A 25,439-nucleotide genomic window follows, 5' to 3' on the forward strand; every position below is an offset into this window, starting at 1 on the left:
GTTTTAAAGTTTATATAAAATTAATTATTTTATTTAATTATTTTAACGTTGTCAACTTCCCAAGTATCCCAAGAAGCAGCTGTTCCTATAAATTTAAATGCAATATGCACATTTGCTTGTTTATATGCATTTAAGTTAAAATTCCCTGAACTAACCCATGCCCAACTGCCTGTTGAATAAGCAAAAGAAGAAGTGATATCGGTCCATGTTCCAGTTGAAGGAAGACCTGATACATAATCAGTTGAAATCATCACTTTTAACGCTGAATTAGCTGCAAAAGTGGCTGTTTTAAAGTTGAATTGAGGAGCTGATGATGTGCTAAAATCAAAAGAAGGAGATATTAACCATGATTCGCCAACTTTTTTAGTGCTTCCGTTAGTAATATAGGCATATGAGTTTCCACTAAAGGTTGAAACTGTCCAAGTATTATTAACAATAGGATATTGTGTTGACCAGCCCCCACTTGTTAAACTTAAATCATCAAAATTTTTGATAATTTCAACTGGAATTGCTCCATATAAGTCAACCTCGTTGGTGTTTCTAATTAACAGTTGAATACCTGTGTTGTATTGAGCAGAAATTCCTACAAACGTACCACTTCCTGCAGGTAAAGTATCGTTTGCAAAATTAGCATAACCACTCGTTCTAACTTCAATTTGATTTGCACTTAAGTCTTCTAAAAATCGGCTTGTACTTACTTTATTTACTCCATCAGCATAAGTTAAACTTTGGTTACGTTCAACAAATCTAACATTATCAAGTTGAATTAGTTTACCTTGAAAACCTTCAATGTCAGCTAATAAATCGCTTATTGTAACTACTTGCGGAGTTCTAAATTGTTGAGTTTTTATTTTGAATACACTGTTGTCGGCATGTAACGAATCTACTTGCAACATTTGGTTGTATTTTAAAATTTTAGCCCCATTAATGTTTACTCTAATCGAATCTCCAACATACAAACCAGTAGATGATGTAAATCTTAAATATAGCGCACCAGTCTCATCTTGAATGTAAGATTCTTTGTACAAATTACCTGAAGTTTCATCAGCAGTAACGACGCCATAAACTGAGATATCTTGTGTTATTTTTACTTCTTGTCCAGGTACGTGTAGGGCACGAACTTCAGCAATGGTCATAACCGTTCCAGTTGGAATAGTTTTAACAGTTGGGTCATCAAATTCTTTAGTACAAGAAACGAATGCCATTGTTGCAAAGACACTCAATATTAAAGTATATATTAATTTTTTCATGCTTTCTTTTTTTTAATTATCCTTAACTAAAACATCATCTAGTTCCCAAGTACTAGCATTAGTGGTATTTCCTATTAATCTAAATGCAACATAAACACTACTTTGTTGGTAGGCATTTAAACTAATATTGCCTGAGCTTGTCCAAGATGACCAAGTAGTTGCATTATTATCCCATATAGCAAGACTAGTTAAATCTGTCCATGTTGCAGTATTTGGATCGCTAATACCATCATAATTAGTTGATACCAAAACTTCTAGTTTAGGGGTAGTACTGTAATTAACTACATTTCTAAAAGACAATGTAGGGTTAGTTGCATTTAATAGGTTTATGGATGGTGAAATTAACCATGATTCGCAAGCAACATTTGAACTACTTACAGGGTCGTAGTTTGAAACTTTAGCAGCAGAGTTAGTAGCTAAGTACATTCCCCAAGCTGTTGAAATCGGTCCTGAAACTAATTTGGTTGTCCAACCACACGAATATAAATTTTTATCATCAAAATTCTTATTAATGTATGGACAAATTGTTTTTCTTGCTCCATATAATGTTAGTTCGTTTGGTGTTCTTAATGTAAGTTGAACTGTTGTGTTGTATTGAGAAACTACAGCAATAACAGAGCCTTTACCCATTGGCAGTTCTTGGTTTGCAAAACTAGCGTAACCACTTGAACGAACAATAATAGTAGCGCCTGTTGTATCTTGTAAATACCTGCTTTCATCTTGTTGAGTTATTGCATTTGCCCAAGTTTTACATTTTTCCGAACATTGAAATTCAACATCATTAATTTGAACCAATTGTCCTTGGTATGGGGAATAAATTCCTGTTCCTAATGCTAAATCGGATATTTTAACAACTTTTGGTACTATTTCATCACCTTTACCTTGTTTAATTAAATTTACTTCTGGGTTAACATTATCCAACTGTATCATGTTTTTGTAACGAGAAATGATAGTTCCTCTTAAAGATACACGAACTTTATCTCCCTGGAAAAAAGTTTTGTCGCTAGAAGCAGTAAGTTTTAATAAAATACCTGCAGTACCGTCTTGGATATAAATGGTTTTATACAAATTACCACTCAATTCGTCAGCAGTTACTGTTCCGTAAACAGAATAATCATTCACAAAAGTTGAATCGAAAGAAGTATAAATCTTTCTTAAAGAATCAATGGTAATGATATTGCCTGCTGGCAAAACAGTAATTGGTGGGGAATCAAAATCTTTTTTACATCCAGTTAAAACTAACAAAGTTGTAACTAGTGTAATAACGAGTGAGTTTCTAAGTTTTGTATTCATAGTTCGTTAATTTAGTTGTTAAAATGAAAAACTTACCATTGCAAAATAAGTTCTTCCGTACATGTATCCCACTTTTGGAGGGAATCTGTCAATATTTTGTTTGTCGTATCTCAACTGTTCGAAGCCTCCAGTAGCATAATCTTTAGTATCAAGTACGTTGTTTACATTTACATTAATTCTGATGTAGTATTTGTTTTTCAATCGCCATGATTTTCCACCAAAAACATTAATGGTGTAGCCATCATCTAATTTTGTTTGATCTAATAAGTCAGCAACTTGTGGGTCAGTACTTACAAAAGCTGCAGTGGCTTCTTGAGTTCTTCTATCTGGATTTGCTTCAATGTAAGTATCCATAAAGTAATTAAAATTAGCACCCACAAACCAGAATTTTGGGGCATTGTATTTTAAACCCAATGATGCAGCCGATTGAGGCATTCCGCCAATTTTATAATTTTCAAAATATACCACTTTGTTTGAAGCCAATAAAGTAGTTGAGTTATCTTGAGAAATAGTTACGATAGGTCTAGAGCTATAAGTATAATCACCCATAGTGAATGCTCCGGTTGCATCAATAGTAGAAGTTATTTTTACTTCAGCACCTAGTTCGGTACCAATAAATAGTTGATCAACACCTGTCATCATGTAGTTGACAAAAGTGTTTAGTTCATCGTGGAAAAAGTTTCTTGACCATGTTTGGTCATTAATTGTGGTGTAAAATCCAGTTAAACGAATTTTAACATTTGGATATCGTACTAAGTAATTCAAATCACCAGACATGATATTCTCGCTTTGTAAACTAGGAACAATCTGGTTTCTTGTTCGTGGAGATACAAAAGCATCACGTGATAATGGTGCTCTATTTAAAATGGCAGCATTAGCACTTATTATGTGTCGACCAGTAATTTTATATTCTATTCCAGCTTTTAAACCACCGTTATAAAATGATTCTTTTTTTGAATCTCCCTTTGAACTTGTTGGGAACAATCCATTTTGGTAGTTTCCAGTTCTCCAAAAACTAGTGCTTGAAGCAGAAATGCCTAAATACCAATCAATTTTAGCAGATTTTCCTTCAGCTTGTGTAAAACCTCCAATTGTATTTACATTTATATCATAATTATAACCAAACTTATCACCAACTTTTACAATACGGTTTGATGTTTCTAAATCAGCTTGTGCTGATGATTCGTCGGCAAAATCTCTTTCCGCAAATTGATCTACATCAACCCAGTAATCAGCTCCTAACAAATCATCTAACACTTTAAAATTCATGCTTTTGTAAAAACTACCGTTTATACCTCCAGAGAAGATAACATTTTCGGTATATTGATGACTGAATGTTGAATTAAAACCATAGCGTTGTATGTCTGTTCTATAATCTTCAATAATGTATTTTGCTCTATTGCCGGTAACCGTATTTCCTTTAATACCATTAGCATCAGTAACACTGTGTAAATTTTTAGAGTTGGCAAAATACATTTGATCGAAATCTAATTGACGAGTATTTACATCATTTTTCCATAAATCAGTATATAATTCGAATAGTGCTTCATCTCCAGGGTTACTATAATAACTTGGGAATTTTTTATAATAATCTGGTCTTGGATCGGCTGCTCCGTACCAGTTTAGACGTGTTTGACCGCTTCTACCAAAAGTATAAAACACAGATGAGTTGATTTGTGTTTTATCATTTAACTTAAAATAATGATTTAACATCATCATTGGTATGTGAGTATTTCTTACTCTACTGTTTCTTTTTTCACCAGCTTGATAACCCCAATAAGAATTATAACGATAGTTTCCAGTTAAGTCATAAGCTTCTTGAATAGAAATACTTTGTCCTCCAGAAACGGTTGGAGCACCATAAGCAACTAACCCTAAACTGTGTTTTTCATTAAATTTTTTCTCAACTGAAATAAAATAACTACCACTTCTATAAAAAGTTCCTTCGGTATAACCTTCATCAGCATAACGCAACGAACCCGAAACTGTAACGGCTAAATTGTTTGCCATTAAACCTGTAGAAGTTGTGTACATTAATCTGTGGTCGTACGATTGGTTTGCTAAAGCATACGAAACTCTATTTCCTTTTCGTTGAGATGATGCACGAGCTGAAATATTTGAAAAGCCACCAATTCCGTTAAATCCTAATTGAGAAGAGGCCACACCGTTTTTCATTTCTTGATAACGTGTAATGTCATTTAATCCACCCCAGTAAGCCCATATTGCACGGCCAGTTTCAGGGTCGTTTAATGTTACTCCATTCATCATAGCAGTAAAGTGGTCAGAATCGTAACCTCTAATTCTAAAACGAGCCACGCCAAAATTAAAACCAGCAATCGAAGTAAAAACATCTCTCGAAGATTGCAATAAACCAGAAACATCTTGGTTTTCTGATTGGTCGTCAAGAGCTTCGATTGAAGTAGTACTTTGTGGCACTATGCTTGTATTGTCATCTAAAGAATCAATTGATAGAGAATCGGTTTGAGAAAATGCGTTACTTGAAAAAAGTAAAACAGAAAAAACAATAAGTGACTTTAATATGTTCATTTAAGTAATAGTTTAAATAAAGATTTAAAGCGGTTAGAAGTCTTATTTTGTGCTTCTTAGGGTGATCACTTTACTGTTTAATTTTAGTTTTTCAAAATTAGTTCAAAAAAGTCATAAAATGGTCATATTCATCAATTTGTTAATAATTAATTAAAACATTATTCATCTAACAAAACGTATTAAGTTAAACGTTGAATTTTTTATTTATGTAGTTTTGCTAAAAATGTAAGAAATGAGAAAAGAGTTAAAAATAATTTTAATAGCACTATATGTGCTGTCTTTTATAGGTGTTAGTGGACAAGAAAATACAAGCTCAAAGAAAAAATATTTGGTGTCGGCTATTGGTTTTTACAACTTGGAAAATTTGCACGATACAATTTTTGATGCAGATACAAACAAAATTATGCAAGACGATTATACGCCAAAAGGAGATAAGCAATGGTCGTCAGAAAGATACCATCATAAGTTAACCAATTTATCAAAAGTAATAGCTGATATGGCTTCGGATGTTGCTCCAGAAGGTGTTGTTATTCTTGGTGTTGCTGAAGTCGAAAATAAAAATGTTTTGGAAGACTTGGTAAAGGAGCAAAATATTGCCTCTAGAAATTACCAAGTTGTTCATTACGATTCTCCCGATAAAAGAGGTATTGATGTTGGGTTGATTTATAATCCTATTTATTTTACAGTTCAATCGAGTAAATCATTTCCTCTAAAAATGCCTACGGATTCTAATTTTTTTACGAGAGATCAATTGTTGGTGAGTGGTTTGTTGAATGGCGAATTAATTCATGTAATTGTTGCACACTGGCCATCACGTAGTGGCGGTGAAAAGAAAAGTGCACCAAAAAGAATCGCTGCTGCACAACTGGGTAGAGCAATTATTGATTCTTTGCTGAACGACGACCCTAATGCAAAAATAGTTTATATGGGGGATTTAAATGATGACCCTACTAATGTTAGTGTGAAAAAACACATTAATACGGTTGATAAGCCTGAATTGGTGACGGATAAATTAATGTATAACCCAATGGAACCATTCTACAAAAAGGGTATAGGAACATTGGCTTATCGTGATACATGGAATTTGTTCGATCAACTAATAGTATCGCCAGCTTTAGTTGGTAAAGATTACTCTTCTTACAAATTCTATAATGCAAAGGTTTTTAACAAAAACTATTTAAAACAAACCAGCGGGCAGTATGCAGGTTATCCTTTTAGAACACATGCTGGAGGTGCTTATGCTGGAGGTTATAGCGACCACTTTCCTGTTTATTTATTTTTAATCAAAGAACAATAGTTTTGTTCTTACACCAAATACCATTTTCATGAAAAAACTAATTACAATATTGTTTATCGTTTTTGCATTTGTTGCAAAATCTCAAGATACACTTTCTATATTATCCTACAATATTTTAAATTACCCATTATCAAATGCTACTAAAGCTGATACGTTAAAGGCGATTATTAAACACACCAAACCTGATGTGTTTATGATTACAGAGTTGACGTCTTCATCTGGGGTTGCTACCATTTTAAACAATGCTCTAAATGTGGATGGTGTTAATTACTATGCTGCAGCAACGTATTTTAATGGACCAGATACGGATAACATGATGTTTTACAACAGTCAAAAATTTGGATTAAAATCGCAATATGAGATACCAACCGTTTTAAGAAACATAAGCGAGTATGTATTGTATTATAAGTCATCGGATATAGCAACAACGTTAGACACAACATTCTTACATTGTTACATGGCTCATCTTAAAGCGAGTAATACTCCTGCCGATTCTATTCAACGAAACCAAGAAGCAGTAACGTTTAAAAATTATTTAGATTCAAAAAATCAACCCATCGAAAACATATTTTTGGGTGGTGATTTTAATTTATATACGAGCCAAGAAGCGGCGTATAATACCATTTTGAATGGAGGAACTGTTTCATTGGTTGACCCAATAAACACGCCAGGAGACTGGAATAATAATGCTGCTTTTCAATCTGTACATACACAGAGTACACGTTCAGGTTCGTTAGGTGATGGAGGTTCTTTTGGAGGAATGGATGATCGTTTTGATTTTATTTTGGTAGGGAATGATGTGATGAATGGTACAAATAAGCTAAAATATGTTACAAATACATATACAGCAGTAGGTAATGATGGTCAACATTTTAACAAATCAATTAATGCTTCACCAACAAATACTGCCGTTCCTGCTAATGTTGCTGATGCCTTATATTATATGTCAGATCATTTGCCAATTTTAATGAAAGTATACTATGATGCTGCATTAAGTGTAGATGAAAATAATCATTTGGAAACTTGGAGTGGTTATTTTTATAATAACAATTTCATGTTTAAATCAGACCAAAACGAAAACAACTTAAATGTATTAGTGTTTGATGTGGTAGGTAAATTGGTTGAAAATCAAACGATTTCGAATGCTAATTCATTTAAACTAAATTTATCAAACTTAACTCAAGGGCTCTATTTTGTTAAAGTGGCATCGTTAAAAGAACAAAAAACTTTTAGAATTGTAAAGCAATAAAACTTTTTGTTTTACAACTATTTGTTAATTTCACGCGTCTTTTAAAGGCTAACTGAAAATTACATTTTGAATATTTACAGCCAAAAACAACGATGGAAATTATTTCTTGCCGTATTAGCTTTGCTAATAGTGGTTGCTTCGTTGTGGTACACCAATGTTTTGGTTAAAAAAATTGCTAGTGAAGAAAAAGCAAAAGTTCAATTGTGGGCTGGAGCTATTCAAAACAAAGCCAGTTTGGTAAGTTATACTAGTGAGCTTTTCGAAAAAATTTCGAGCGAAGAACGAAACAAAATTGAAATTTGGGCAGAAGCTAGTAAACGACTTGTTACCTCAGAAAACAACAACGACATTTCTTTTTATTTAGAAATAATTTCTGGTAACACAACCATACCTGTTATTGTAGTTGATGAAAAAGACAATATCGTTAACCATAGAAATTTTGATGAAGAATTAGCCAAAGACCCTGAGTATTTAAAACAAGAGTTGGAAAAAATTAAGGCTCAAAACCCTCCAATACCTTTGGATATTAGATTGTCAAGAAGTATTGTTTTAAAGCAAAAACTGTATTACAAAGACTCTAAAATTTTCTCGGAATTAAAAGAGGTATTGGATAATTTAATCCAATCGTTTATTTCCGAAATTGTGATTAATTCGGCAGCTGTTCCTGTAATTTATACCGATAGTACGCAGTTAAATGTAATTGAGTATGGGAATTTAAATCAAGAACTTTTTACCGATAGTGCATATTTGCTTCAAATTATTGAAGAAATGCGTTTGCAAAATAGTCCTATTCCTGTAAACATTGATAAACATACGGTTAACTATATTTTTTATAAAGACTCTTATTTGCTTACTCAACTAAAGTATTACCCTTATTTTCAATTCACTATAATTGGATTGTTTTTATTGATAGCATACTATTTATTTAGTACATCACGTAAAGTGGAACAAAACCAAGTTTGGGTGGGTATGGCAAAAGAAACGGCACATCAGTTGGGCACTCCGTTGTCGTCGTTAATGGCTTGGGTTGAGTATTTAAAGTTAAAGGATGTTGACGAAAATACCATAACAGAATTATCGAAAGATATTACAAGATTGGAAACCATTACCGAACGTTTTTCTAAAATAGGGTCGTTGCCTAAGTTGGAGAATGAAAACATTGTTGAGGTGATTCAACAAACGATTGATTATTTAAAAGTTCGACTTTCAAAAAATGTAGAAATTGAGTTAAAAACAAATTCTACCGATTTATTAGCAAAGTTAAACCCATCGTTGTTTAGCTGGGTGTTAGAAAATATCATGAAAAATGCAGTTGATGCCATGAAGGGTGATGGAAAAATTACTATTTCAGTAACTGACCAATCACAATATGTATATGTTGATATTGCTGATACTGGTACTGGAATACCGCGAGCGAAACACAAAACCATTTTTGAGCCAGGTTTTACTACCAAGCAACGTGGTTGGGGTTTAGGTTTGTCGTTAGTAAAACGAATTATTGAAAACTACCATGCTGGTAAAATATTTGTAAAACAATCGGATGCGATGGGTACAACCTTTAGAATTGTGTTGAATAAATAAGTTGGCAGGTATTTATATTCATATTCCTTTCTGTAAACAAAAGTGCAGTTACTGCGATTTTCATTTTTCTACATCGCTAAAAAATAAAGAGGCTTTAATTAAAGCGATTGTTAAAGAAATAGAGCTAAAATCAACTTTAATAAAAGAGCCTGTTTCTACCATTTATTTTGGAGGAGGAACACCATCATTAATGAATAATGATGAATTATTAATGATTATTGAGGCTATTCAAAACGGTTATAATGTTTCAAAAGATGTTGAGTTTACTCTAGAGTGTAACCCCGATGATTTATCGAAACAAAAGTTAATTGATCTTAAAAAAGCTGGGGTAAATAGGTTGAGCATTGGAACACAATCATTTTTTAATGATGATTTGCAGTTTTTTAATCGAGCACATTCGGCTCAAGAGGCAGAAAAATCGATTTTATTAAGTCAGGATGTTGGTTTTGAAAACATAACGATAGATTTAATTTATGGGACACCAACATTAACTAAGCAAAAATGGGAAGATAATTTAAAGAAATTTCAAGAGCTGAATGTTCCACATTTATCGGCATATTCGTTAACCGTTGAACCAAAAACAGCATTAAGTCATCAGGTAAAAACAAAAAAAATAGCACTATTGCCTGAAGAAAAGGTGTTGAAACAATTTACTTCGTTGATGGATTTTGCTTCAAACAATAACATGATACATTATGAGATTTCAAATTTTGCGAAAGAAGGTTTTTTTTCACAACACAATAGCAATTATTGGAAAGGCGTTCAGTATTTAGGAATAGGACCTTCAGCACATTCCTATGTCAAGTTTTCCCCTCTTGAGAGGGTAGAAAGGGGTGTGTCAAAACGATTTTGGAATATCTCAAATAACACCAAGTACATTCAAGCGTTAAACAATAATTTGAATTTTTGTGAAGAGGAAATAATTGATAAAACAACAGCTTACAACGAGTATGTTTTAACTCGATTGCGTACCATTTGGGGTTTGGAGTTAACTTATCTTCAAAAGGAGTTTGGCGATTTTTATACCGCTCATTTAAACAAAGAAATGGCTCATTATATTAATTCGGGACATTTACAAAAATCAAATAATATCATAACTTTAACCAAAAAAGGTATTTTTATAGCAGATAAAATATCTTCTGATTTATTTTTGGTGTTATGATAGCTCAAATTTCTTACAACAATAACCATTACAAAATTGATTTGTCTAAACCTATAGATGTTTCTATCCCTTTAAGAGGTGATGAAAATAATTTAACGGCGTGGTATGTAAAACCTCCTCAATTTACTCCAGTAATGGAAAATGGATTTGTTGGTGATGTTAATTTAGGTGGAGCAGTTAATTTCAGAAATATATTTTTTAACCCTCACGGACACGGTACTCACACCGAGTGTGTTGGGCATATTAGTAAAGAATTTTACACCATCAATCAATGCTTAACCCAGTTTTTTTGTTATGCTAAAGTAGTGAGTATTTCTCCAGAAATTAACTCAAATGATAGTATAATAACGTTGGAGCAAATTAGAAAAGTTTGGGATAAAAATTGTGCGGATGCTTTGGTAATTCGTACTCTTCCTAATCAGCTGAATAAGTTGGGAAAGCAATATTCAAGTACAAACCCAACGTTTATCCATCACGAAGCTATTCAGTATTTGATTGATAATGGGTTGAAACACCTATTGATTGATACCCCTTCCATTGATAAAGAAGAAGATGGTGGCGAATTGCTCGGTCATCATTTGTTTTGGGAATACCCCAACAAACCAAACACAGAACGAACCATAACCGAATTAATTTTTGTTGATGATAAGATTAAAGATGGCTTCTACTTTTTGAATTTGCAGATAGCACCATTCGAAAATGATGCTTCGCCTAGTAAACCAATTTTATACCAAATAATTGAATAATATTTTTTTGAAAATCGACTGGCTACAAATTTATATTTTGATACATTTGTATTTTCAAAACAATATTTTATATGAAATAGCCACGAGCAAAAATATATAAAATGTGATATAGATTAACTGGCGTATTCCATATACCTTTTTAATAAAATAAAGAACAACATATGAAATTAGATTCATTAGACCTCAAAATACTTAAAAAACTTCAAGAAAATGGTAAGATAACTAACCTACAATTATCGAAAGATATTGGTTTGTCTCCGGCTCCAACTTTAGAACGTGTTAAAAAATTGGAATCGAATGGCTTTATAGAAAGTTACCACGCTTTAGTTAACGAAGAAAAATTAGAATTGGGAATTGTTGCATTCATGCAGATTTCATTAATTCGTCAACGCGATAATGCTATCAACGATTTTGTAGCACAAATCGAAAAAATTGATGAAATTATGGAGTGTTATAATGTTACGGGTCAAGCAGATTATTTGTTGAAAATAATGGTAAAAGACATCAAACAATTTGATGTTTTGGTGAAAGAAAAATTATCGCCAATAGAACAAATTCTAAACATGCATTCGATGATTGTTATCAATAGAGACAAGTATTCGAAGGTATTACCTTATCAGTATAAATGAATATAGAAGAGTTTAGAGATTATTGTATTGCAAAGAAAGGAGTTACAGAGTCGTTTCCTTTTGATAAAAATACATTGGTTTTTAAGGTAATGGGTAAAATGTTTGCTTTAGCTGATGTGGAGACATTTGATTATATCAATTTAAAATCTGACCCCGAAAAAGCCGTTGAGCTCCGAGAAAAATTTCATGGAATAAAACCTGGTTACCACATGAGTAAAGTCCATTGGAATAGTGTTTATGTGAATATGGATGTTGATGATAAACTGGTGCAGGAACTCATTGATGAATCTTACCAATTAATAGTAGCTAGTTTAACTAAAAAACTAAAAGAAGAATTAAATCAGTTATGAAAAAAATATTAGGATACTTTTTACAAGGACTATTGTACACCTTACCAATAGTTGCCACTATTTATATTTTAATTCAAGCAATAGTATTTGTTGATGGTATTATTCCTGTTGAAGTTCCTGGATTAGGACTGTTAATTATATTAATTTCTTTTACCTTAATAGGATATTTTGGTGGAGCATTCATCTCATCTTCAATATTCAATTTTGATAAAATATTGGATAAAGTACCACTTTTAAAAATTGTTTACACTTCTATTAAAGATTTACTGTCGGCTTTTGTAGGAAAGAAAAAAAGATTTACAGAACCCGTTTTGGTTAAAATGGAAGGTAATGTTGAACGACTAGGTTTTGTAACTCAACGCGATTTGTCCGATTTAGGAATTCCAGATACAAAAATCGCTGTGTATATTCCATTTTCTTATGCCGTAACGGGTAATTTAATTATTGTTCCAAAAGAATGTGTTACTCCAGTAACAGGAAACTCTACCGATATCATGAAATTTGTTATATCAGGTGGAGTTACAGAATTAGAAGATCAGGATGAGGAAGAAGACAATTAAATACCTCCAATAATTTTATGTCGATGAGCAATTGAAACAGCTTCTGCTCGTCCTTTTACTAGTAGTTTAGAATAAATTCTTCGAAGATGAGTTTTAACAGTTGCTTTTGAAACAAATAATTTTTCTGCAATGTCATTATCTGTCCAGCCTAAAGCTAAATAAGATAATACTTCCATTTCACGTTGACTTAATGATAAGAGTTCATTAGGTAGGTCTTGTTGTCGTTTTTCTGAATAAACTTTATCCAAAATTTCTGATTTATCATGTAATTCTCTATCAACTTCAGCTTTGTTTTTTTCAAGGGTTATGTTTTTATTTTCAATTAGAATGTTTTGAGCTTTTAATAATAGGTTAATTCTTTTTTTCTGAAAATATCCTATGCCTGCAAACACTATAATTAAACATGCCCCAAGAAGAAGTACTAAAAATGTTTTTCTTTTATTCGTTTCAATTTCTATATCATGGGTTTGTTTCTCTATAACTAGTTTTTGTTTTTGGAGTTCAACTTCTTTTTTTTCGTTTTGATATTTTGCTTCAGCTTCAGCCAAAGATGTTGCATTTTCAATTGTTAAAATAGAATCTTTTACTTGGCTATATTTCCTGAAATAATCTAAAGCTTTATCATCTTTATTTAATTGTTCATAAATTTCGGACAGGAGCAAATAGGCATTTTTTAATAAATCATTTGATTGTATTTGTTTGGCTAAAGCTAGGCTTTCTAAACAATATTTTTCAGCTTCTTTTAATTGGTTATTGTTTAAAAAGGCTCTGCCAATATTGTTTAAAGAAGTTGCAATACCAGGATTATCTTGTATTTCTTTTCTTATTGTTAATCCCTTAAACAAGTAGTCTAATGCTTCTTTGTTTTGGTTAAGAAAGATCAGAGCAAATCCAATATTATTGTAAGAACGTCCAATAGCTCTTTTTCTGTCTAGTTTAATATTAATTTCAAGTGCACGTTTATGAAACTCTAATGATTTTCGATATTCATTTAAATTATAATATACAATGGCGATGTTGTTGGTTGTAGCTGCTATACCTGCGTCATTTCCTAACCGTTCTTTTATTACTAACGATTTACCATAATACTCTAGCGCTTTATTATACATTTTTTGTAAATCATACACAATACCAATGTTGTTTAAATAAAAGGATTGCTCTTCTTCATCTCCTATTTTTTCCATTAATTTAAGTGCTTCAATAAAATTTAAAATCGATTTTTCGTAATCGCCTTTATTTGCATAGATTTTACCTAGCATGTTATAGGAAATAGCCATGTCTTTTGGGTCGGATTTCTTTTGTTTTAATAACAGACCTTTATAAATGCTTACTGTTGCTTCTTCAAAGTTTCCTATATTTCGGTAAATCTCTCCAAGGTTATCATAAAAAAAAATTTCGGAGGTATCTTTTAAATTATGTGATAGTTGTAAGCCTTCTTTGGCATATTTCAATGCTTCTTTATTGTCTACTAATGAGAGTTCTAATGATAATTTTTTAAGGATTTCAATTTTTTCTACCTCCTTAACCTTGGTTAGTTCAATTTTTAAACTATCAATTTTTTCAGTTGAAAAACACAATTGTATTTCCAAAAATAGAAAGATTGATACTAGTAATGGTTTCATTAAAAATTGCATATCATCAAATGTATAAAGGTTTTTTATAAAACAAAATTTTTTTTAAAATCATCCTTTTGGATGACAAAAGGGATTTATTATTCATGGAGATTTGGAGAATAAATTTAAAATAAAAAAACATGAAAAAATTACTAATTATTACAATCTTAATGATGTGCTTTGGTACAATTATTAAAGCACAAAAAAGTATCGAAGTGTCTTATTCTATATTAAAAAATGGTAGCGAAATTAAAAATGTTAAAGAAGTGAATTCATCCGATATGGGAATGTTATTCGTGAGTTTAACACATGTGCCTGACTTTAGTGGTTATGACCTTATAACTGCTGTAGTAAGGTTTAAAACAAGAAAAGGGTCGGGCGGTTTTATTGAGTACACACTTGATGAATTTATGGCAAAGCTAAAAAACTCAACAAAAATTCCAGGAATGAAATATTTGCTTCTAGCTGTTGTAAATAAAGTCGATAATCCTGATAATGGAAATGGTTATTTTACTATTGATGAATATCCTTTTGAACCTTTTGGATTTAAGTATCTTTTTTCGAAAGAAGGTGCTGGGAATTTGGATGCTTATCAACTAGAGTTTGAGTTAAGGGGACAAAAAATAATTAAATACGAAACTGTTTGGGAAGATGGAAAATCTATAACAAAACCTGTTTATGGCGATTTCGCTTCATTGAGTTCAAAGGCAGAGATAACTGTTAAAACAGATGCAAGTGTTACTGCAAAATCTAGAAGTAGTAAGGTAAACGATGCTAATGATTTAAAAAAGATGTTTGGAAAATAAAATAATCAATAAACTAAAAAAATATAATTATGAAAAACTTTAAATTCTTATATCAAACCCTAACTATAATGGGAGTGTTATTATTTTCAAATCAAATTGTTGCTCAAAATCAATTTATTTATGAGTGGGCTTTCCGTTCTGCAATCAATGGAGCTAATGAGCAAATAAATGATGCTGTATATGATAGTCAAGAAAATGTTTATCAAACAGGAATACAAAATGTGACTACAGGGATGGTATTAGTTCAAAAAATAAATACATCGGGCGTACCTCAATGGACAAAATATTTTACTGGCTCGTCAGGTTCTTATAATACAGGCACTTCAATTACATTAGATACAAGTGAGAATGTTTTGGTTTGCGGTTCGTTTCAAAATACTTTGAATGCTGGAGGTTCACTATTAAATTCTAATGGAAATGATGACATTTTCTTGGCAAAATTTAATTCATTAGGAGTTCACCAATGGAGTTTTTCAATAGGAGGACTAAGTCTTGATCAGGCTCTTTCTGTTACAACAGACATGAACAATAATATATTCATTACTGGTTACTTTATAGGTACTGTTGATTTTGACCCAAGTGGTGCTACAGCGGACTTGACAAGTGCAGGTGCAGAAGATATCTTTTTAGCTAAATACGATGCTAATGGGAATTACTTATGGGCAATAAATGCGGGTTCTGTTGATGGAAGCAATATAGGGTATGGTGTTGTAACAGATTCTTTAGGAGATGTATATATTTCAGGTCAGTTTTTTGGAACTGTAGATTTTAACCCTTCTGTTGTAACAAATACTTTAACATCTAATGGTACGGCTGATGTTTTTGTTGCAAAATATGATAATAACGGAAATTATGTATGGGCATTTAATATTGGTTCAAATGGAGCGGATGGGGCAAAAAATATGTCAATTGGAAATGATGGATTTTTATATGTAACTGGAAATTTTAATGGTACTGTAGATTTTAATCCAGGAGTAGGTGTAAATCAGTTAACAACACCGAATACACATGCATTTTTAGCAAAGTATGATGGTTTAGGTAATTATGTCTGGGGAATAAATATTGGCGATCAATCTGCCAGTATTTCTAATGTCTATGGAATTTCTAATAATGTTAACAATGAAATAGTTATAAGTGGTTCATATCTAAATAGTATAGATGTTGATCCGAGTATAGGAACAGATACTCTATTTGCTAACGGAAATCATGATGTTTTTGTAGTTGTATATTCTAAAATAGGAACTTTAATTAAAGCCACTAGTTTGGGTTCAACAGGATTTGATTTTGGTTATGCAACAGACTTAAGTAATTCTGGAAAAATATTTATAGGCGGAGCTTTTCAAAATACTGTAGATTTTGATCCTGGAGTAGGTATTGTTAATTTAAGTACTTCAATTGGGTATGATGCTTTTTCAGCTCAATATGGAATGCCGCCCTGTAGTTTGCCAGATTTACCATCAATAAGTTCATTAAATAACCCTATTTGTTTTGGTGATAGTGCCACATTGTCAATCATTAGCGGTAATTTAAATGATGCATCGAATTGGTATTGGTATTCATCAACTTGCGGAGGTACTTTTTTAGGTGTTGGAAATACAATTTCTGTAATGCCGTTGTCTGCTACTGATTATTTTGTGAGAGGTGAAGGTAATTGTGTAGCTTCATCAAATTGTAGTAGTATCACAGTTAATGTAAATTCGTTACCTAGTGTTAGCATTGATGTCTTTAACCCAAATACAATTTGTTTAAATTCTTCAGCAATTAATTTACCAATAGGATCTCCTATGGGAGGAGTTTATTCGGGATTAGGTGTTAATGGTAGTAATTTTGATCCAGCAATATCTGGTGTTGGTACATTTTTTACAACTTACACTTATACAGATGCAAATTCGTGTTCTAATTCTGACTCAACTGAAATTACTGTTAATACTTGTGTGGGAATTGAAAATAATGCTTCTATTGATGAAGTTGTAATTGCCCCAAATCCGTTTACAAATCAGATTAATTTTATTGGGTTATCTAAAAAAGAAACCATAATTAATATTGTTGATATTCACGGAAGAACGGTTTTAAATCATTCAACTAATGATATTAACACATCAATTTCAACCGAGAATTTAAGTCTTGGGAGTTTCTTTGTGAGGATAATTTCTGAAAATAATGTTATTGTTAGGAAGATAGTAAAACAATAATTTATTGTGGGGGCTGATATTTTCAGCTCCCTTTTTTATTGATTTGCAAAAACTGTCAGTCTTATCATGCCTTTATCTTGGTTAAGATAATCTAACTCTACTGAAACCAAACCATCTTTACTACTCCATTCATACAAACTGTTCGCATTATTTGTGGGAGGTCCAAAATTTGGGTCGCTTTCAAAAGATGATTTAATCTCATTTAAAACATCTGCAGCATCAGTTTCTAAACTGAAGTAGGTATCTAATCCAACTTCATAACAACCAGCAGCATCAAAAAAATAAGTGGCTTTATACGAATCATTTTCTCCAATAGGGTATTCAAACTCTAAATAATCCTCATCTTCTTTTATTAGAGATGATTTTTTTTCAGACTTTCTAACCTCTGGCAACGACTTGTTTAAATCTGCAACCCTTTCAGCAATAGATTTTACTTTGGTTAATTGAGTGTAATAAGTATCATTTCCAGTACATGAAAACAAGAACATAAAACTTAAAACGGAAAATAATTTTAATAAAAACTTCATCGTAGTTAGGATAACATTAATGCTCAAAGATACATCAAAACTTGAAATTAATTTTTTGAAAATTAAAAACATTTATAAGTTTTTATAATTTACTTTGTCGCAACTATGCTAGAAAAATACAAGTACCATATTTGGCTTCATGTCATTGTTTTTATTTTTGGATTTACTGGTATTCTTGGTAAACTAATTCAGGCAGATTCGTATTTGTTGGTTTGGTATAGAGTAGGCATTGCTTTGTTGGGAATTGGAGGGTACTTTCTTGTCATTAAACATCCACTAAAAATATCTAAAAAAGTACTGATAAAAATATTAGGTGTGGGAGTAATTATAGCTATTCATTGGATTACTTTTTTTGAAGCCATAAAACAATCAAATGTTTCAGTTGCCTTGGTTTGTTTTTCAAGTAGTACATTATTTACTTCAATCATAGAACCTATTTATTTTAAACGAAAAATAAAAGCGTATGAGTTGATATTTGGTTTGTTAATCATAGTTGGGTTATACTTTATCTTTAGTTTTGAGTTCAAATATCTAACGGGAATGTTGCTGAGTTTTTTCTCGGCAGCTCTAGCGTCATGGTTTACGGTGTTAAATGGTATGCTAATTAAAGAGGCAAATTCAAAAACCATTTCATTTTTTGAACTGCTAGGAGCTTTTACCGTGGTAACATTTATTTTAATTGGCTACAAAGGGTTTGATGTTGCTGCTTATCAAATAGCAGGAGCCGATATAAAATGGCTCATTATTTTAGGGACAATTTGTACGGCTTTTGCTTTTATTGTTAGTGTTGAGGTGATGAAAAGAATAACCCCTTATTCAGTAACAATGAGTGTGAACTTAGAGCCAATTTATTCTATTGTTTTAGCCATATTAATTTGGCCCGAATCTGAAACCATGAGTTATGGGTTTTACATGGGGACCATTATAGTTTTGGCAACTATTTTCTTAAATGGTTATTTTAAAGGGAAGGAGAAAAAACTAAATAGCTAAAAAGTTAGCAATAATTTCTTTTCCATATTCCGTTAGAATAGATTCGGGATGAAATTGAACACCGTAAAGTTGAAAGTTTTGGTGTTTTAACGACATAATGTTTTCTTTTTCATCAATGGAAGTAATGATTAATTCCTTTGGAAAATCTTTTTCATCAATAACCCAGCTATGATACCTTCCAACCTTAAAGTTTTTTGGAATCCCCTTATATAATAAATCGGAATGTTCTATTACTTCTAAATTTGTTGCAACTCCATGATATACTTGATGAAGGTTTTTTAGTTTTCCGCCAAAAACTTCACCAATAGCCTGCATACCTAAACAAACACCCAATATTTTTTTAGATGAAGCATAATGTTTTATCGCATCTAATAAAATACCAGCATCCTTTGGTAAACCTGGACCTGGAGATAAAATTATGGTATCGTATTTATTTATGTCCTGAAGTGTAATTTTATCATTTCGTACAACATCAATTTTTTTATCAGAAACACTTTCAATGTAATGTAACAGGTTGTATGTGAATGAGTCGTAATTATCGATGAGTAAAATGCTATCCATTTAGTATTTAAAAAATTAAAATCAAGGGTACAAATGTAGTTTTTCAAAGGCGATTATTTTTATGGTATATTCTTTTCAATACATCAATTAATAACTCAATATTCACCATTGAAAAGCTAAATAAGAGGAGTTAATCGAATTTATTTAAAAAATAGGCGGGTTATTTTTAAAAATATATACATTTGTTACCCATTAACATAAAATTGAAATTCAAAATATTAAAATATGTCAACTCATAAAGAAGAACTAGCGGCCTTTATGGCGCCGTTCAGAGAAAAACTTGCTCATGAAAAAGAATTTTTACAAGCTGTTGAAGAAGTAGCAGAAACAGTATTGCCATACATTGCTAAAAATCCTAAATACAAAGAGGCTAAAATTTTAGAAAGAATGGCTACACCTGAAAGATCTATTAGTTTTAGAGTGCCTTGGGTAGATGATAAAGGAGAGTTCCAGATTAATACGGGATATAGAGTGCAAATGAATAGTGCGATTGGACCATACAAAGGAGGTATGCGTTTTCATCCATCTGTTAATATGAGTGTGATGAAATTTTTGGCATTCGAACAAACCTTAAAAAATAGTTTGACATCATTACCAATGGGTGGTGGTAAAGGGGGGTCAGATTTTGATCCAAGAGGAAAATCAGATAATGAAATCATGCGTTTTTGTCAAAGTTTAATGACAGAATTATATCAATACATTGGTCCTAATACTGATGTACCTGCCGGAGATATTGGTGTAGGTGCTAGAGAAATTGGATATATGTTTGGTCAATACAAAAGATTGGCAAATGAATTTACAGGAGTTTTTACAGGTAAAGGAATTAACTGGGGAGGTTCTTTAATTCGTCCAGAAGCAACAGGTTATGGTGCGGTATATTTTACTCAAGAGATTTTAAAAAATGTAGGTGATACTATTAAAGGTAAAACTGTTGCAGTTTCTGGTTTTGGAAACGTTGCTTGGGGTGTTGCAAAAAAAATAGATGAACTTGGAGGTAAAGTTGTAGCTATTTCTGGTCCTGATGGATTTGTGTATGATGAAAAAGGTATTACAGGTAAAAAAGTGGAGTACTTATTAGAAATGAGATCGAGCGGTAGAGATAGAGTACAAGATTATGCCGATAAATATGGTGCAACTTTCCATGCTGGTAAAAAACCATGGGGCTTAAAAGTTGATATAGCTATGCCTTGTGCTACTCAAAATGAGGTAGATGTAAATGATGCAAAAGAATTAATTAAAAACAAAGTACCTTATTTAGTAGAAGTAGCTAATATGCCAACTACACTTGAGGCATATAAAATGTTAAAAGCTGCAGGAGTTGTTTTTGCACCAGGAAAAGCAGTAAATGCTGGTGGTGTTGCAACTTCAGGTTTGGAAATGTCGCAAAATTCACAACGTATGTCGTGGTCGGCAAAAGTTGTTGATGAGCATTTACATGATATCATGATTGAAATTCACAGAAGTTGTGTTCAATACGGTTATGATAAAAAAGCAGGAAAAGTAGATTACGTAAAAGGTGCAAACATTGCGGGCTTTGTAAAAGTAGCCGATGCAATGTTAGATCAAGGATTAGTTTAATCCAGGGTTTAGGATAAAAAGAAAGAGCCGTTTGCAACAATGTAAACGGCTCTTTCTTTTTATAAGATATCTCCTAGTGAATATACAATTCTAATAATCTTTCAAAACCAATTCCAGCCAATAAGAAAATAACAACGATATTTAATAATATCATTTTATGCTCTTCTCTTCTAATGTGAGCTAAAATTGCCCCCGCCATAACCATTGCTAAAGCAGTTGCTGCAACAGGAGTTAAAATGGGTAAAATATTAGTAGCGTAGGGTACAATTAGACCAGCAGCACCTAACAGTTCTAAAAAACCAAACAACTTAAGTGTAGATGAAGAGTAGTCATCTTCCCAACTTTTACTATTAGAAAAAGCGACTTTACCTTGAAAAACTTTTGTAAAACCAGTATAAGCAAATAATAATGCCAATAATACTTGTAGAGCTAAAATTACTGTGTTAATATCCATTGTATATAAGTTTAAAATTGTAACACTAAATTAATAATTATATAAGATTCAATTATGTCATTTGTCATGTTTTTATACTTTATTAATTAAGTTTGTTCTTTTAAATTTTTATTATGTACGGAAAACTCCAAAAAGACCTTCAAGAAGAATTAAAAAGAATCGAAGAAGCAGGTTTATATAAGAAAGAACGAATTATAACAAGCCCAATGGGGGCACAAGTGAAAGTGAACTCTGGCGAAGAAGTTATAATTATGTGCGCAAATAATTATTTAGGATTATCGTCACACCCTAAAGTTATTGAGGGCTCAAAAAGAGCATTAGATACTCATGGATATGGAATGTCTTCAGTTCGATTTATTTGTGGAACTCAAGATATTCATAAAACATTAGAAGAAAAAATTTCTAATTTTTTAGGAATGGAAGATACCATATTGTATGCTGCTGCATTTGATGCAAATGGAGGTGTATTTGAACCACTTTTTGGAGAGAACGATGCAATTATTTCTGATGAACTAAATCATGCTTCTATAATAGATGGAGTTCGTTTGTGCAAAGCTCATCGATATCGGTATAAAAATAGCGATATGGCTGATTTGGAAGAACAGCTAAAAAAAGCTCAAGCACAACGCAATAGAATTATTGTTACAGATGGTGTTTTTTCGATGGATGGCTATGTGGCAAAACTTGATAAGATATGTGATTTAGCTGAAAAGTATGATGCATTGGTGATGGTAGATGATTCTCATGCAACTGGTTTTATTGGGAAAACAGGTAGAGGAACGCATGAGTACAACAATGTAATGGGAAGGGTAGATATTATCACTTCCACTTTAGGTAAAGCGTTAGGTGGAGCAATGGGAGGGTTTACATCTGGTAAAAAAGAAATCATTGATATGTTGCGTCAACGTTCACGTCCATATTTGTTTTCAAACTCATTGTCACCTGCAATAGTTGGAGCAGCAATTGAGGTGTTTAATTTATTAAGTTCCACAACAGAATTACGAGATAAATTAGAGTGGAACATCAAATATTTTAAAGATGGAATGCGTAAAATTGGATTAGAGTTTAGAGATGGAGATTCGGCAATTGTACCTGTAATGCTTTATGATGCAAAGCTAGCTCAAACATTTGCTGATAAATTATTAAAGGAAGGTATTTATGCCGTTGGTTTCTTTTATCCAGTTGTTCCAAAAGATTTAGCTAGAATTAGAGTGCAAATTTCAGCTGCTCATACTCAAGCACACTTAGATAAGGCAATTAACGCTTTTGAAAAAATAGGAAAAGAATTAGGGGTTATTAAATAATTAAATTTCAATTCAAAAAGAAAGAGGCTTACCATTTAGTAAGCCTCTTTCTTTTAATTATCATCCATTAAAAATCAAAGTCAGGCTCAGTTGCCTTAACATAAGATTTCTTTTTAGGTTTTATCTTTTTGATAAATAAAATGTCAATCAACTCATCTTCAACAGTTACAATAGTTTGACTCATACCATTGATAATGTTTATCGCTTGGTCTGGATATCTATATTTTCTTACAACTCTTTCATAAGTATTGTCTTCAAACTTTAAAAACATTTCTTCGGGATTTATGTTGCCTCCTTTAACATGAACCTTTCCATAAAAACAATCGGCCATACTACCTTTTCTAAAAGTAATAATAACGTCATCATAAGTTCCGTCTGCAACATCTGTAGCACCTCTTTTTTCAAAAACTTCGGCATATTTTTGATAGCAAGTGACTTGCTCTTCTGATTGGTTTTGTGAGTAGCTAATTAAGGTAAAAGCCGATAGTAAAGTGCTTAATAGTAATTTTTTCATAAGTCAAAAATCTTAAAAGTGTCCATAAAAATAAAAATACTTTATTTATTATCTAAATTTGAGGGTCATATTTTTTATTTAATTCCAATAACACCTCAATATTATGAGTTTAAATAGTATTAAAAATAATTTTCTTGAATCAAAGCAACTATTAGACCAATTTATAAATGATGAAGGTAATTTACTAAAAATTGCAGAAGCAGGAAAATTAATGGCAAGTGCTATAGCTGGTGGTGGAAAAATTATTTCTTGCGGTAATGGAGGCTCAATGTGTGATGCTATGCATTTTGCAGAAGAGTTAACAGGTAGATTTAGAGAAAATAGAAAAGCAATTCCAGCTTTGTCAATTTCTGACCCGTCTCATATTTCTTGTGTGGGTAATGATTATGGTTTTGATGAAATCTTTTCCAGATATGTTGAGGCATTAGGGAATAAAGCAGATGTGCTTTTGGCAATTAGTACGAGTGGAAACTCAAAAAATGTGATGAAAGCTGTAGAAGTAGCAAAGGCAAAAGGAATGAAAGTGGTTGCTTTAACAGGAAAAGATGGTGGAGCACTAGCATCTAGTTGTGATGTTGAAATTCGTGCACCACATTCTAAATATGCTGATAGAGCTCAAGAAATTCACATCAAAGTAATTCATTCTTTAATTCATTATATAGAAGAAAACATTTAGTAACCGATGTTAGTAAAAACTTTTGGAAGTGCTGTTGTAGGTGTTGATGCTATCACAATTACCATTGAGGTAAATGTGGATAGAGGAATGAAGTTTTTTATGGTTGGTTTGCCCGATAATGCTGTTAAGGAAAGTCAGCAACGAATTGAGTCTGCTCTAAAAAATGTAGGCTATAAAATGCCGGGTAAAAAAACGGTGGTTAATATGGCTCCAGCCGATATCCGTAAAGAAGGTTCGGCATACGATTTAGCCATAGCAATTGGTATATTAGCTGCCTCAGGACAAATAAACGAACAGAAATTAGGCGATTATTTAATTATGGGAGAATTATCGCTTGATGGTGGTTTACAACCAATAAAAGGAGCATTGCCCATTGGTATACAGGCTCGAAAAGAAGGATTTAAAGGATTTATTTTGCCTAAAGCAAATGCTAGAGAAGCTGCAATTGTTGATGATATTGACGTTTTTGGAATAGAAAATATAAAAGAGTTAATTGATTTTTTTAACGAAGAAACTTCGCTACAAAAAACAGAAATTGATACTAGAAAAGAATTTTATGAAAATTTAAATAGTGTTGATTTTGATTTCTTGGATGTTAAAGGACAAGAAAATATTAAACGAGCATTAGAAATTGCAGCCGCTGGAGGTCATAATGTGATATTGATTGGTCCGCCAGGAGCTGGTAAAACGATGTTAGCGAAACGATTACCAACCATTTTACCGCCTTTGTCTTTACACGAGGCATTAGAAACAACAAAAATTCATTCTGTAAGTGGAAAATTGGCTGCAGAAACCTCTTTAATTAGTGTTCGTCCTTTTAGAAGCCCACATCATACCATATCAGATGTAGCTCTTGTTGGTGGAGGTGGATTTCCACAGCCGGGAGAAATATCATTGGCTCATAATGGCGTTTTATTTTTAGATGAGTTACCAGAATTTAAACGAACTGTTTTAGAAGTGCTAAGACAACCATTGGAAGAACGTAGAGTATCCATATCAAGAGCAAAATTTTCGGTTGATTATCCTGCAAGTTTTATGTTGGTAGCATCAATGAATCCTTGCCCATGTGGGTTTTATAATCATCCCGAAAAAGAATGTGTATGCTCACCAGGAGTGGTTCAAAAATACTTGAGTAAAATATCAGGACCGCTTTTAGATAGAATTGACTTACACGTAGAGGTTACACCTGTAACTTTTAATGAATTGAGTAAAAACGAATATAAAGGTGAAAGTAGTAGTCAAATTCGAGAAAGAGTTATAAAAGCTCGCCAAGTTCAAGAAAAAAGGTTTGAAGGTAGTAAAGGAATTTATGCCAATGCTCAAATGACTTCCAAACAATTACGAGAAATTTGTGTGATTGATGAAGCCGGAAATACATTGCTAAAAACAGCTATGGATAGGCTCGGATTATCGGCAAGAGCTTACGATAGAATTTTAAAGGTAGCCAGAACCATTGCTGATTTGGAAAATGCACCCAAAATTGAGTCCAGCCATTTAGCGGAAGCCATACAATTTAGAAGTTTAGATAGAGAAGGTTGGGCGGGTTAATGTAAAAACTTA

The 25,439-nt window shown here is 32.2% G+C and carries 23 protein-coding genes; 15 read left to right on the forward strand and 8 right to left on the reverse strand.

Annotated elements, in window-relative coordinates:
* Nucleotides 1–29: 29 nt before the first annotated feature.
* The 3 genes from H6589_09615 to H6589_09625 are packed head-to-tail and all read right to left on the reverse strand — an operon-like array spanning nucleotide 30 to nucleotide 5,090.
* The gene (locus H6589_09615) at nucleotides 30–1,250 is read right to left on the reverse strand and encodes a choice-of-anchor J domain-containing protein (GenBank protein ID MCB9174853.1); all 1,221 of its coding nucleotides are present in this window, start codon (nucleotides 1,248–1,250) and stop codon (nucleotides 30–32) included.
* 12 nt (nucleotides 1,251–1,262) lie between these two features.
* Nucleotides 1,263–2,543, reverse strand: coding sequence for a choice-of-anchor J domain-containing protein (locus H6589_09620; protein MCB9174854.1), 1,281 nt, complete (start codon nucleotides 2,541–2,543; stop codon nucleotides 1,263–1,265).
* 18 nt (nucleotides 2,544–2,561) lie between these two features.
* Nucleotides 2,562–5,090 (reverse strand): TonB-dependent receptor plug domain-containing protein, encoded by a 2,529-nt coding sequence (locus H6589_09625; protein ID MCB9174855.1) that lies wholly within the window; start codon nucleotides 5,088–5,090, stop codon nucleotides 2,562–2,564.
* A 232-nt stretch (nucleotides 5,091–5,322) separates the two neighbouring features.
* Between H6589_09625 and H6589_09630 the strand changes: the two genes are divergently transcribed.
* The 8 genes from H6589_09630 (at nucleotide 5,323) to H6589_09665 (ending at nucleotide 12,664) form a co-directional block, all read left to right on the forward strand.
* Nucleotides 5,323–6,387 carry an endonuclease/exonuclease/phosphatase family protein gene (locus tag H6589_09630; GenBank protein ID MCB9174856.1) on the forward strand — a complete coding sequence of 355 codons (1,065 nt, stop codon included), beginning with the start codon at nucleotides 5,323–5,325 and terminating at the stop codon, nucleotides 6,385–6,387.
* A gap of 28 nt (nucleotides 6,388–6,415) precedes the next feature.
* Entirely contained in the window at nucleotides 6,416–7,636 is a 1,221-nt protein-coding gene (locus H6589_09635; GenBank protein ID MCB9174857.1) for a T9SS type A sorting domain-containing protein, read from the forward strand.
* A gap of 66 nt (nucleotides 7,637–7,702) precedes the next feature.
* Entirely contained in the window at nucleotides 7,703–9,217 is a 1,515-nt protein-coding gene (locus tag H6589_09640; GenBank protein ID MCB9174858.1) for a HAMP domain-containing histidine kinase, read from the forward strand.
* 1 nt (nucleotide 9,218) lies between these two features.
* The gene (hemW, locus tag H6589_09645; protein MCB9174859.1) at nucleotides 9,219–10,379 is read left to right on the forward strand and encodes a radical SAM family heme chaperone HemW; all 1,161 of its coding nucleotides are present in this window, start codon (nucleotides 9,219–9,221) and stop codon (nucleotides 10,377–10,379) included.
* A complete protein-coding gene (locus H6589_09650; GenBank protein ID MCB9174860.1) occupies nucleotides 10,376–11,125 on the forward strand; it encodes a cyclase family protein in 750 nt (249 codons plus the stop codon). Before hemW ends, H6589_09650 begins: the two co-directional genes overlap by 4 nt.
* Before the next feature lie 161 nt (nucleotides 11,126–11,286).
* Nucleotides 11,287–11,754: an Lrp/AsnC family transcriptional regulator gene (locus H6589_09655; protein MCB9174861.1), complete on the forward strand. Its 468-nt coding sequence runs from the start codon at nucleotides 11,287–11,289 to the stop codon at nucleotides 11,752–11,754.
* The gene (locus H6589_09660) at nucleotides 11,751–12,104 is read left to right on the forward strand and encodes an MmcQ/YjbR family DNA-binding protein (GenBank protein MCB9174862.1); all 354 of its coding nucleotides are present in this window, start codon (nucleotides 11,751–11,753) and stop codon (nucleotides 12,102–12,104) included. Before H6589_09655 ends, H6589_09660 begins: the two co-directional genes overlap by 4 nt.
* On the forward strand, nucleotides 12,101–12,664 hold the full coding sequence (locus H6589_09665; GenBank protein ID MCB9174863.1) for a DUF502 domain-containing protein: 564 nt from the start codon (nucleotides 12,101–12,103) through the stop codon (nucleotides 12,662–12,664). The genes H6589_09660 and H6589_09665 overlap by 4 nt, the downstream gene beginning before the upstream one ends.
* Here the strand turns inward: H6589_09665 and H6589_09670 are convergent.
* Nucleotides 12,661–14,286 carry a tetratricopeptide repeat protein gene (locus H6589_09670; protein ID MCB9174864.1) on the reverse strand — a complete coding sequence of 542 codons (1,626 nt, stop codon included), beginning with the start codon at nucleotides 14,284–14,286 and terminating at the stop codon, nucleotides 12,661–12,663. The genes H6589_09665 and H6589_09670 overlap by 4 nt on opposite strands.
* Nucleotides 14,287–14,417: 131 nt before the next feature.
* On the opposite strand from H6589_09670, the gene H6589_09675 reads away from it, so the two are divergent.
* Together H6589_09675 and H6589_09680 are read left to right on the forward strand one after the other, a co-directional pair.
* On the forward strand, nucleotides 14,418–15,083 hold the full coding sequence (locus tag H6589_09675) for a hypothetical protein (protein MCB9174865.1): 666 nt from the start codon (nucleotides 14,418–14,420) through the stop codon (nucleotides 15,081–15,083).
* Between the two features lie 29 nt (nucleotides 15,084–15,112).
* The gene (locus H6589_09680) at nucleotides 15,113–17,275 is read left to right on the forward strand and encodes a T9SS type A sorting domain-containing protein (protein MCB9174866.1); all 2,163 of its coding nucleotides are present in this window, start codon (nucleotides 15,113–15,115) and stop codon (nucleotides 17,273–17,275) included.
* A gap of 35 nt (nucleotides 17,276–17,310) precedes the next feature.
* Here the strand turns inward: H6589_09680 and H6589_09685 are convergent, their stop codons facing one another.
* A complete protein-coding gene (locus H6589_09685) occupies nucleotides 17,311–17,802 on the reverse strand; it encodes a hypothetical protein (protein MCB9174867.1) in 492 nt (163 codons plus the stop codon).
* 105 nt (nucleotides 17,803–17,907) lie between these two features.
* Here H6589_09685 and H6589_09690 point away from each other — a divergent pair, with 105 nt between their 5' ends.
* Entirely contained in the window at nucleotides 17,908–18,792 is an 885-nt protein-coding gene (locus H6589_09690) for an EamA family transporter (protein ID MCB9174868.1), read from the forward strand.
* On the opposite strand, the gene H6589_09695 is transcribed toward H6589_09690, so the two are convergent.
* Nucleotides 18,781–19,353, reverse strand: a complete 573-nt coding sequence (locus H6589_09695; GenBank protein ID MCB9174869.1) for an aminodeoxychorismate/anthranilate synthase component II — start codon at nucleotides 19,351–19,353, stop codon at nucleotides 18,781–18,783. The genes H6589_09690 and H6589_09695 overlap by 12 nt on opposite strands.
* Nucleotides 19,354–19,578: 225 nt before the next feature.
* On the opposite strand from H6589_09695, the gene gdhA reads away from it, so the two are divergent.
* Nucleotides 19,579–20,931 (forward strand): NADP-specific glutamate dehydrogenase, encoded by a 1,353-nt coding sequence (gene gdhA / locus H6589_09700; GenBank protein ID MCB9174870.1) that lies wholly within the window; start codon nucleotides 19,579–19,581, stop codon nucleotides 20,929–20,931.
* Nucleotides 20,932–21,004: 73 nt separating this feature from the next.
* Here gdhA and H6589_09705 read toward each other — a convergent pair whose 3' ends face one another.
* Entirely contained in the window at nucleotides 21,005–21,385 is a 381-nt protein-coding gene (locus H6589_09705) for a DoxX family protein (protein ID MCB9174871.1), read from the reverse strand.
* Between the two features lie 113 nt (nucleotides 21,386–21,498).
* Here H6589_09705 and kbl point away from each other — a divergent pair, with 113 nt between their 5' ends.
* Nucleotides 21,499–22,689, forward strand: a complete 1,191-nt coding sequence (gene kbl / locus H6589_09710) for a glycine C-acetyltransferase (protein MCB9174872.1) — start codon at nucleotides 21,499–21,501, stop codon at nucleotides 22,687–22,689.
* A gap of 67 nt (nucleotides 22,690–22,756) precedes the next feature.
* Here kbl and H6589_09715 read toward each other — a convergent pair whose 3' ends face one another.
* On the reverse strand, nucleotides 22,757–23,203 hold the full coding sequence (locus tag H6589_09715; GenBank protein MCB9174873.1) for a hypothetical protein: 447 nt from the start codon (nucleotides 23,201–23,203) through the stop codon (nucleotides 22,757–22,759).
* Nucleotides 23,204–23,306: 103 nt separating this feature from the next.
* On the opposite strand from H6589_09715, the gene lpcA reads away from it, so the two are divergent.
* Both lpcA and H6589_09725 read left to right on the forward strand, forming a co-directional pair.
* Entirely contained in the window at nucleotides 23,307–23,879 is a 573-nt protein-coding gene (gene lpcA, locus H6589_09720; protein MCB9174874.1) for a D-sedoheptulose 7-phosphate isomerase, read from the forward strand.
* 6 nt (nucleotides 23,880–23,885) lie between these two features.
* Nucleotides 23,886–25,427, forward strand: a complete 1,542-nt coding sequence (locus tag H6589_09725) for a YifB family Mg chelatase-like AAA ATPase (protein ID MCB9174875.1) — start codon at nucleotides 23,886–23,888, stop codon at nucleotides 25,425–25,427.
* Nucleotides 25,428–25,439 lie beyond the last annotated feature (12 nt).

The sequence above is a fragment of the Flavobacteriales bacterium genome (assembly GCA_020635795.1).
Lineage (GTDB): Bacteria > Bacteroidota > Bacteroidia > Flavobacteriales_E > Vicingaceae > Vicingus.

Coding starts and splice junctions, on each gene's coding strand:
- H6589_09685 (MCB9174867.1), bottom strand. CDS start 17,802: ATGAAGTTTTTATTAAAATTATTTTCCGTTTTAAGTTTTATGTTCTTG.
- gdhA (MCB9174870.1), top strand. CDS start 19,579: ATGTCAACTCATAAAGAAGAACTAGCGGCCTTTATGGCGCCGTTCAGA.
- H6589_09630 (MCB9174856.1), top strand. CDS start 5,323: ATGAGAAAAGAGTTAAAAATAATTTTAATAGCACTATATGTGCTGTCT.
- H6589_09675 (MCB9174865.1), top strand. CDS start 14,418: ATGAAAAAATTACTAATTATTACAATCTTAATGATGTGCTTTGGTACA.
- H6589_09725 (MCB9174875.1), top strand. CDS start 23,886: ATGTTAGTAAAAACTTTTGGAAGTGCTGTTGTAGGTGTTGATGCTATC.
- kbl (MCB9174872.1), top strand. CDS start 21,499: ATGTACGGAAAACTCCAAAAAGACCTTCAAGAAGAATTAAAAAGAATC.
- H6589_09670 (MCB9174864.1), bottom strand. CDS start 14,286: ATGAAACCATTACTAGTATCAATCTTTCTATTTTTGGAAATACAATTG.
- H6589_09705 (MCB9174871.1), bottom strand. CDS start 21,385: ATGGATATTAACACAGTAATTTTAGCTCTACAAGTATTATTGGCATTA.
- H6589_09680 (MCB9174866.1), top strand. CDS start 15,113: ATGAAAAACTTTAAATTCTTATATCAAACCCTAACTATAATGGGAGTG.
- lpcA (MCB9174874.1), top strand. CDS start 23,307: ATGAGTTTAAATAGTATTAAAAATAATTTTCTTGAATCAAAGCAACTA.
- H6589_09635 (MCB9174857.1), top strand. CDS start 6,416: ATGAAAAAACTAATTACAATATTGTTTATCGTTTTTGCATTTGTTGCA.
- H6589_09620 (MCB9174854.1), bottom strand. CDS start 2,543: ATGAATACAAAACTTAGAAACTCACTCGTTATTACACTAGTTACAACT.
- H6589_09615 (MCB9174853.1), bottom strand. CDS start 1,250: ATGAAAAAATTAATATATACTTTAATATTGAGTGTCTTTGCAACAATG.
- H6589_09625 (MCB9174855.1), bottom strand. CDS start 5,090: ATGAACATATTAAAGTCACTTATTGTTTTTTCTGTTTTACTTTTTTCA.
- H6589_09715 (MCB9174873.1), bottom strand. CDS start 23,203: ATGAAAAAATTACTATTAAGCACTTTACTATCGGCTTTTACCTTAATT.
- H6589_09660 (MCB9174862.1), top strand. CDS start 11,751: ATGAATATAGAAGAGTTTAGAGATTATTGTATTGCAAAGAAAGGAGTT.
- H6589_09650 (MCB9174860.1), top strand. CDS start 10,376: ATGATAGCTCAAATTTCTTACAACAATAACCATTACAAAATTGATTTG.
- H6589_09655 (MCB9174861.1), top strand. CDS start 11,287: ATGAAATTAGATTCATTAGACCTCAAAATACTTAAAAAACTTCAAGAA.
- H6589_09665 (MCB9174863.1), top strand. CDS start 12,101: ATGAAAAAAATATTAGGATACTTTTTACAAGGACTATTGTACACCTTA.
- H6589_09690 (MCB9174868.1), top strand. CDS start 17,908: ATGCTAGAAAAATACAAGTACCATATTTGGCTTCATGTCATTGTTTTT.
- H6589_09695 (MCB9174869.1), bottom strand. CDS start 19,353: ATGGATAGCATTTTACTCATCGATAATTACGACTCATTCACATACAAC.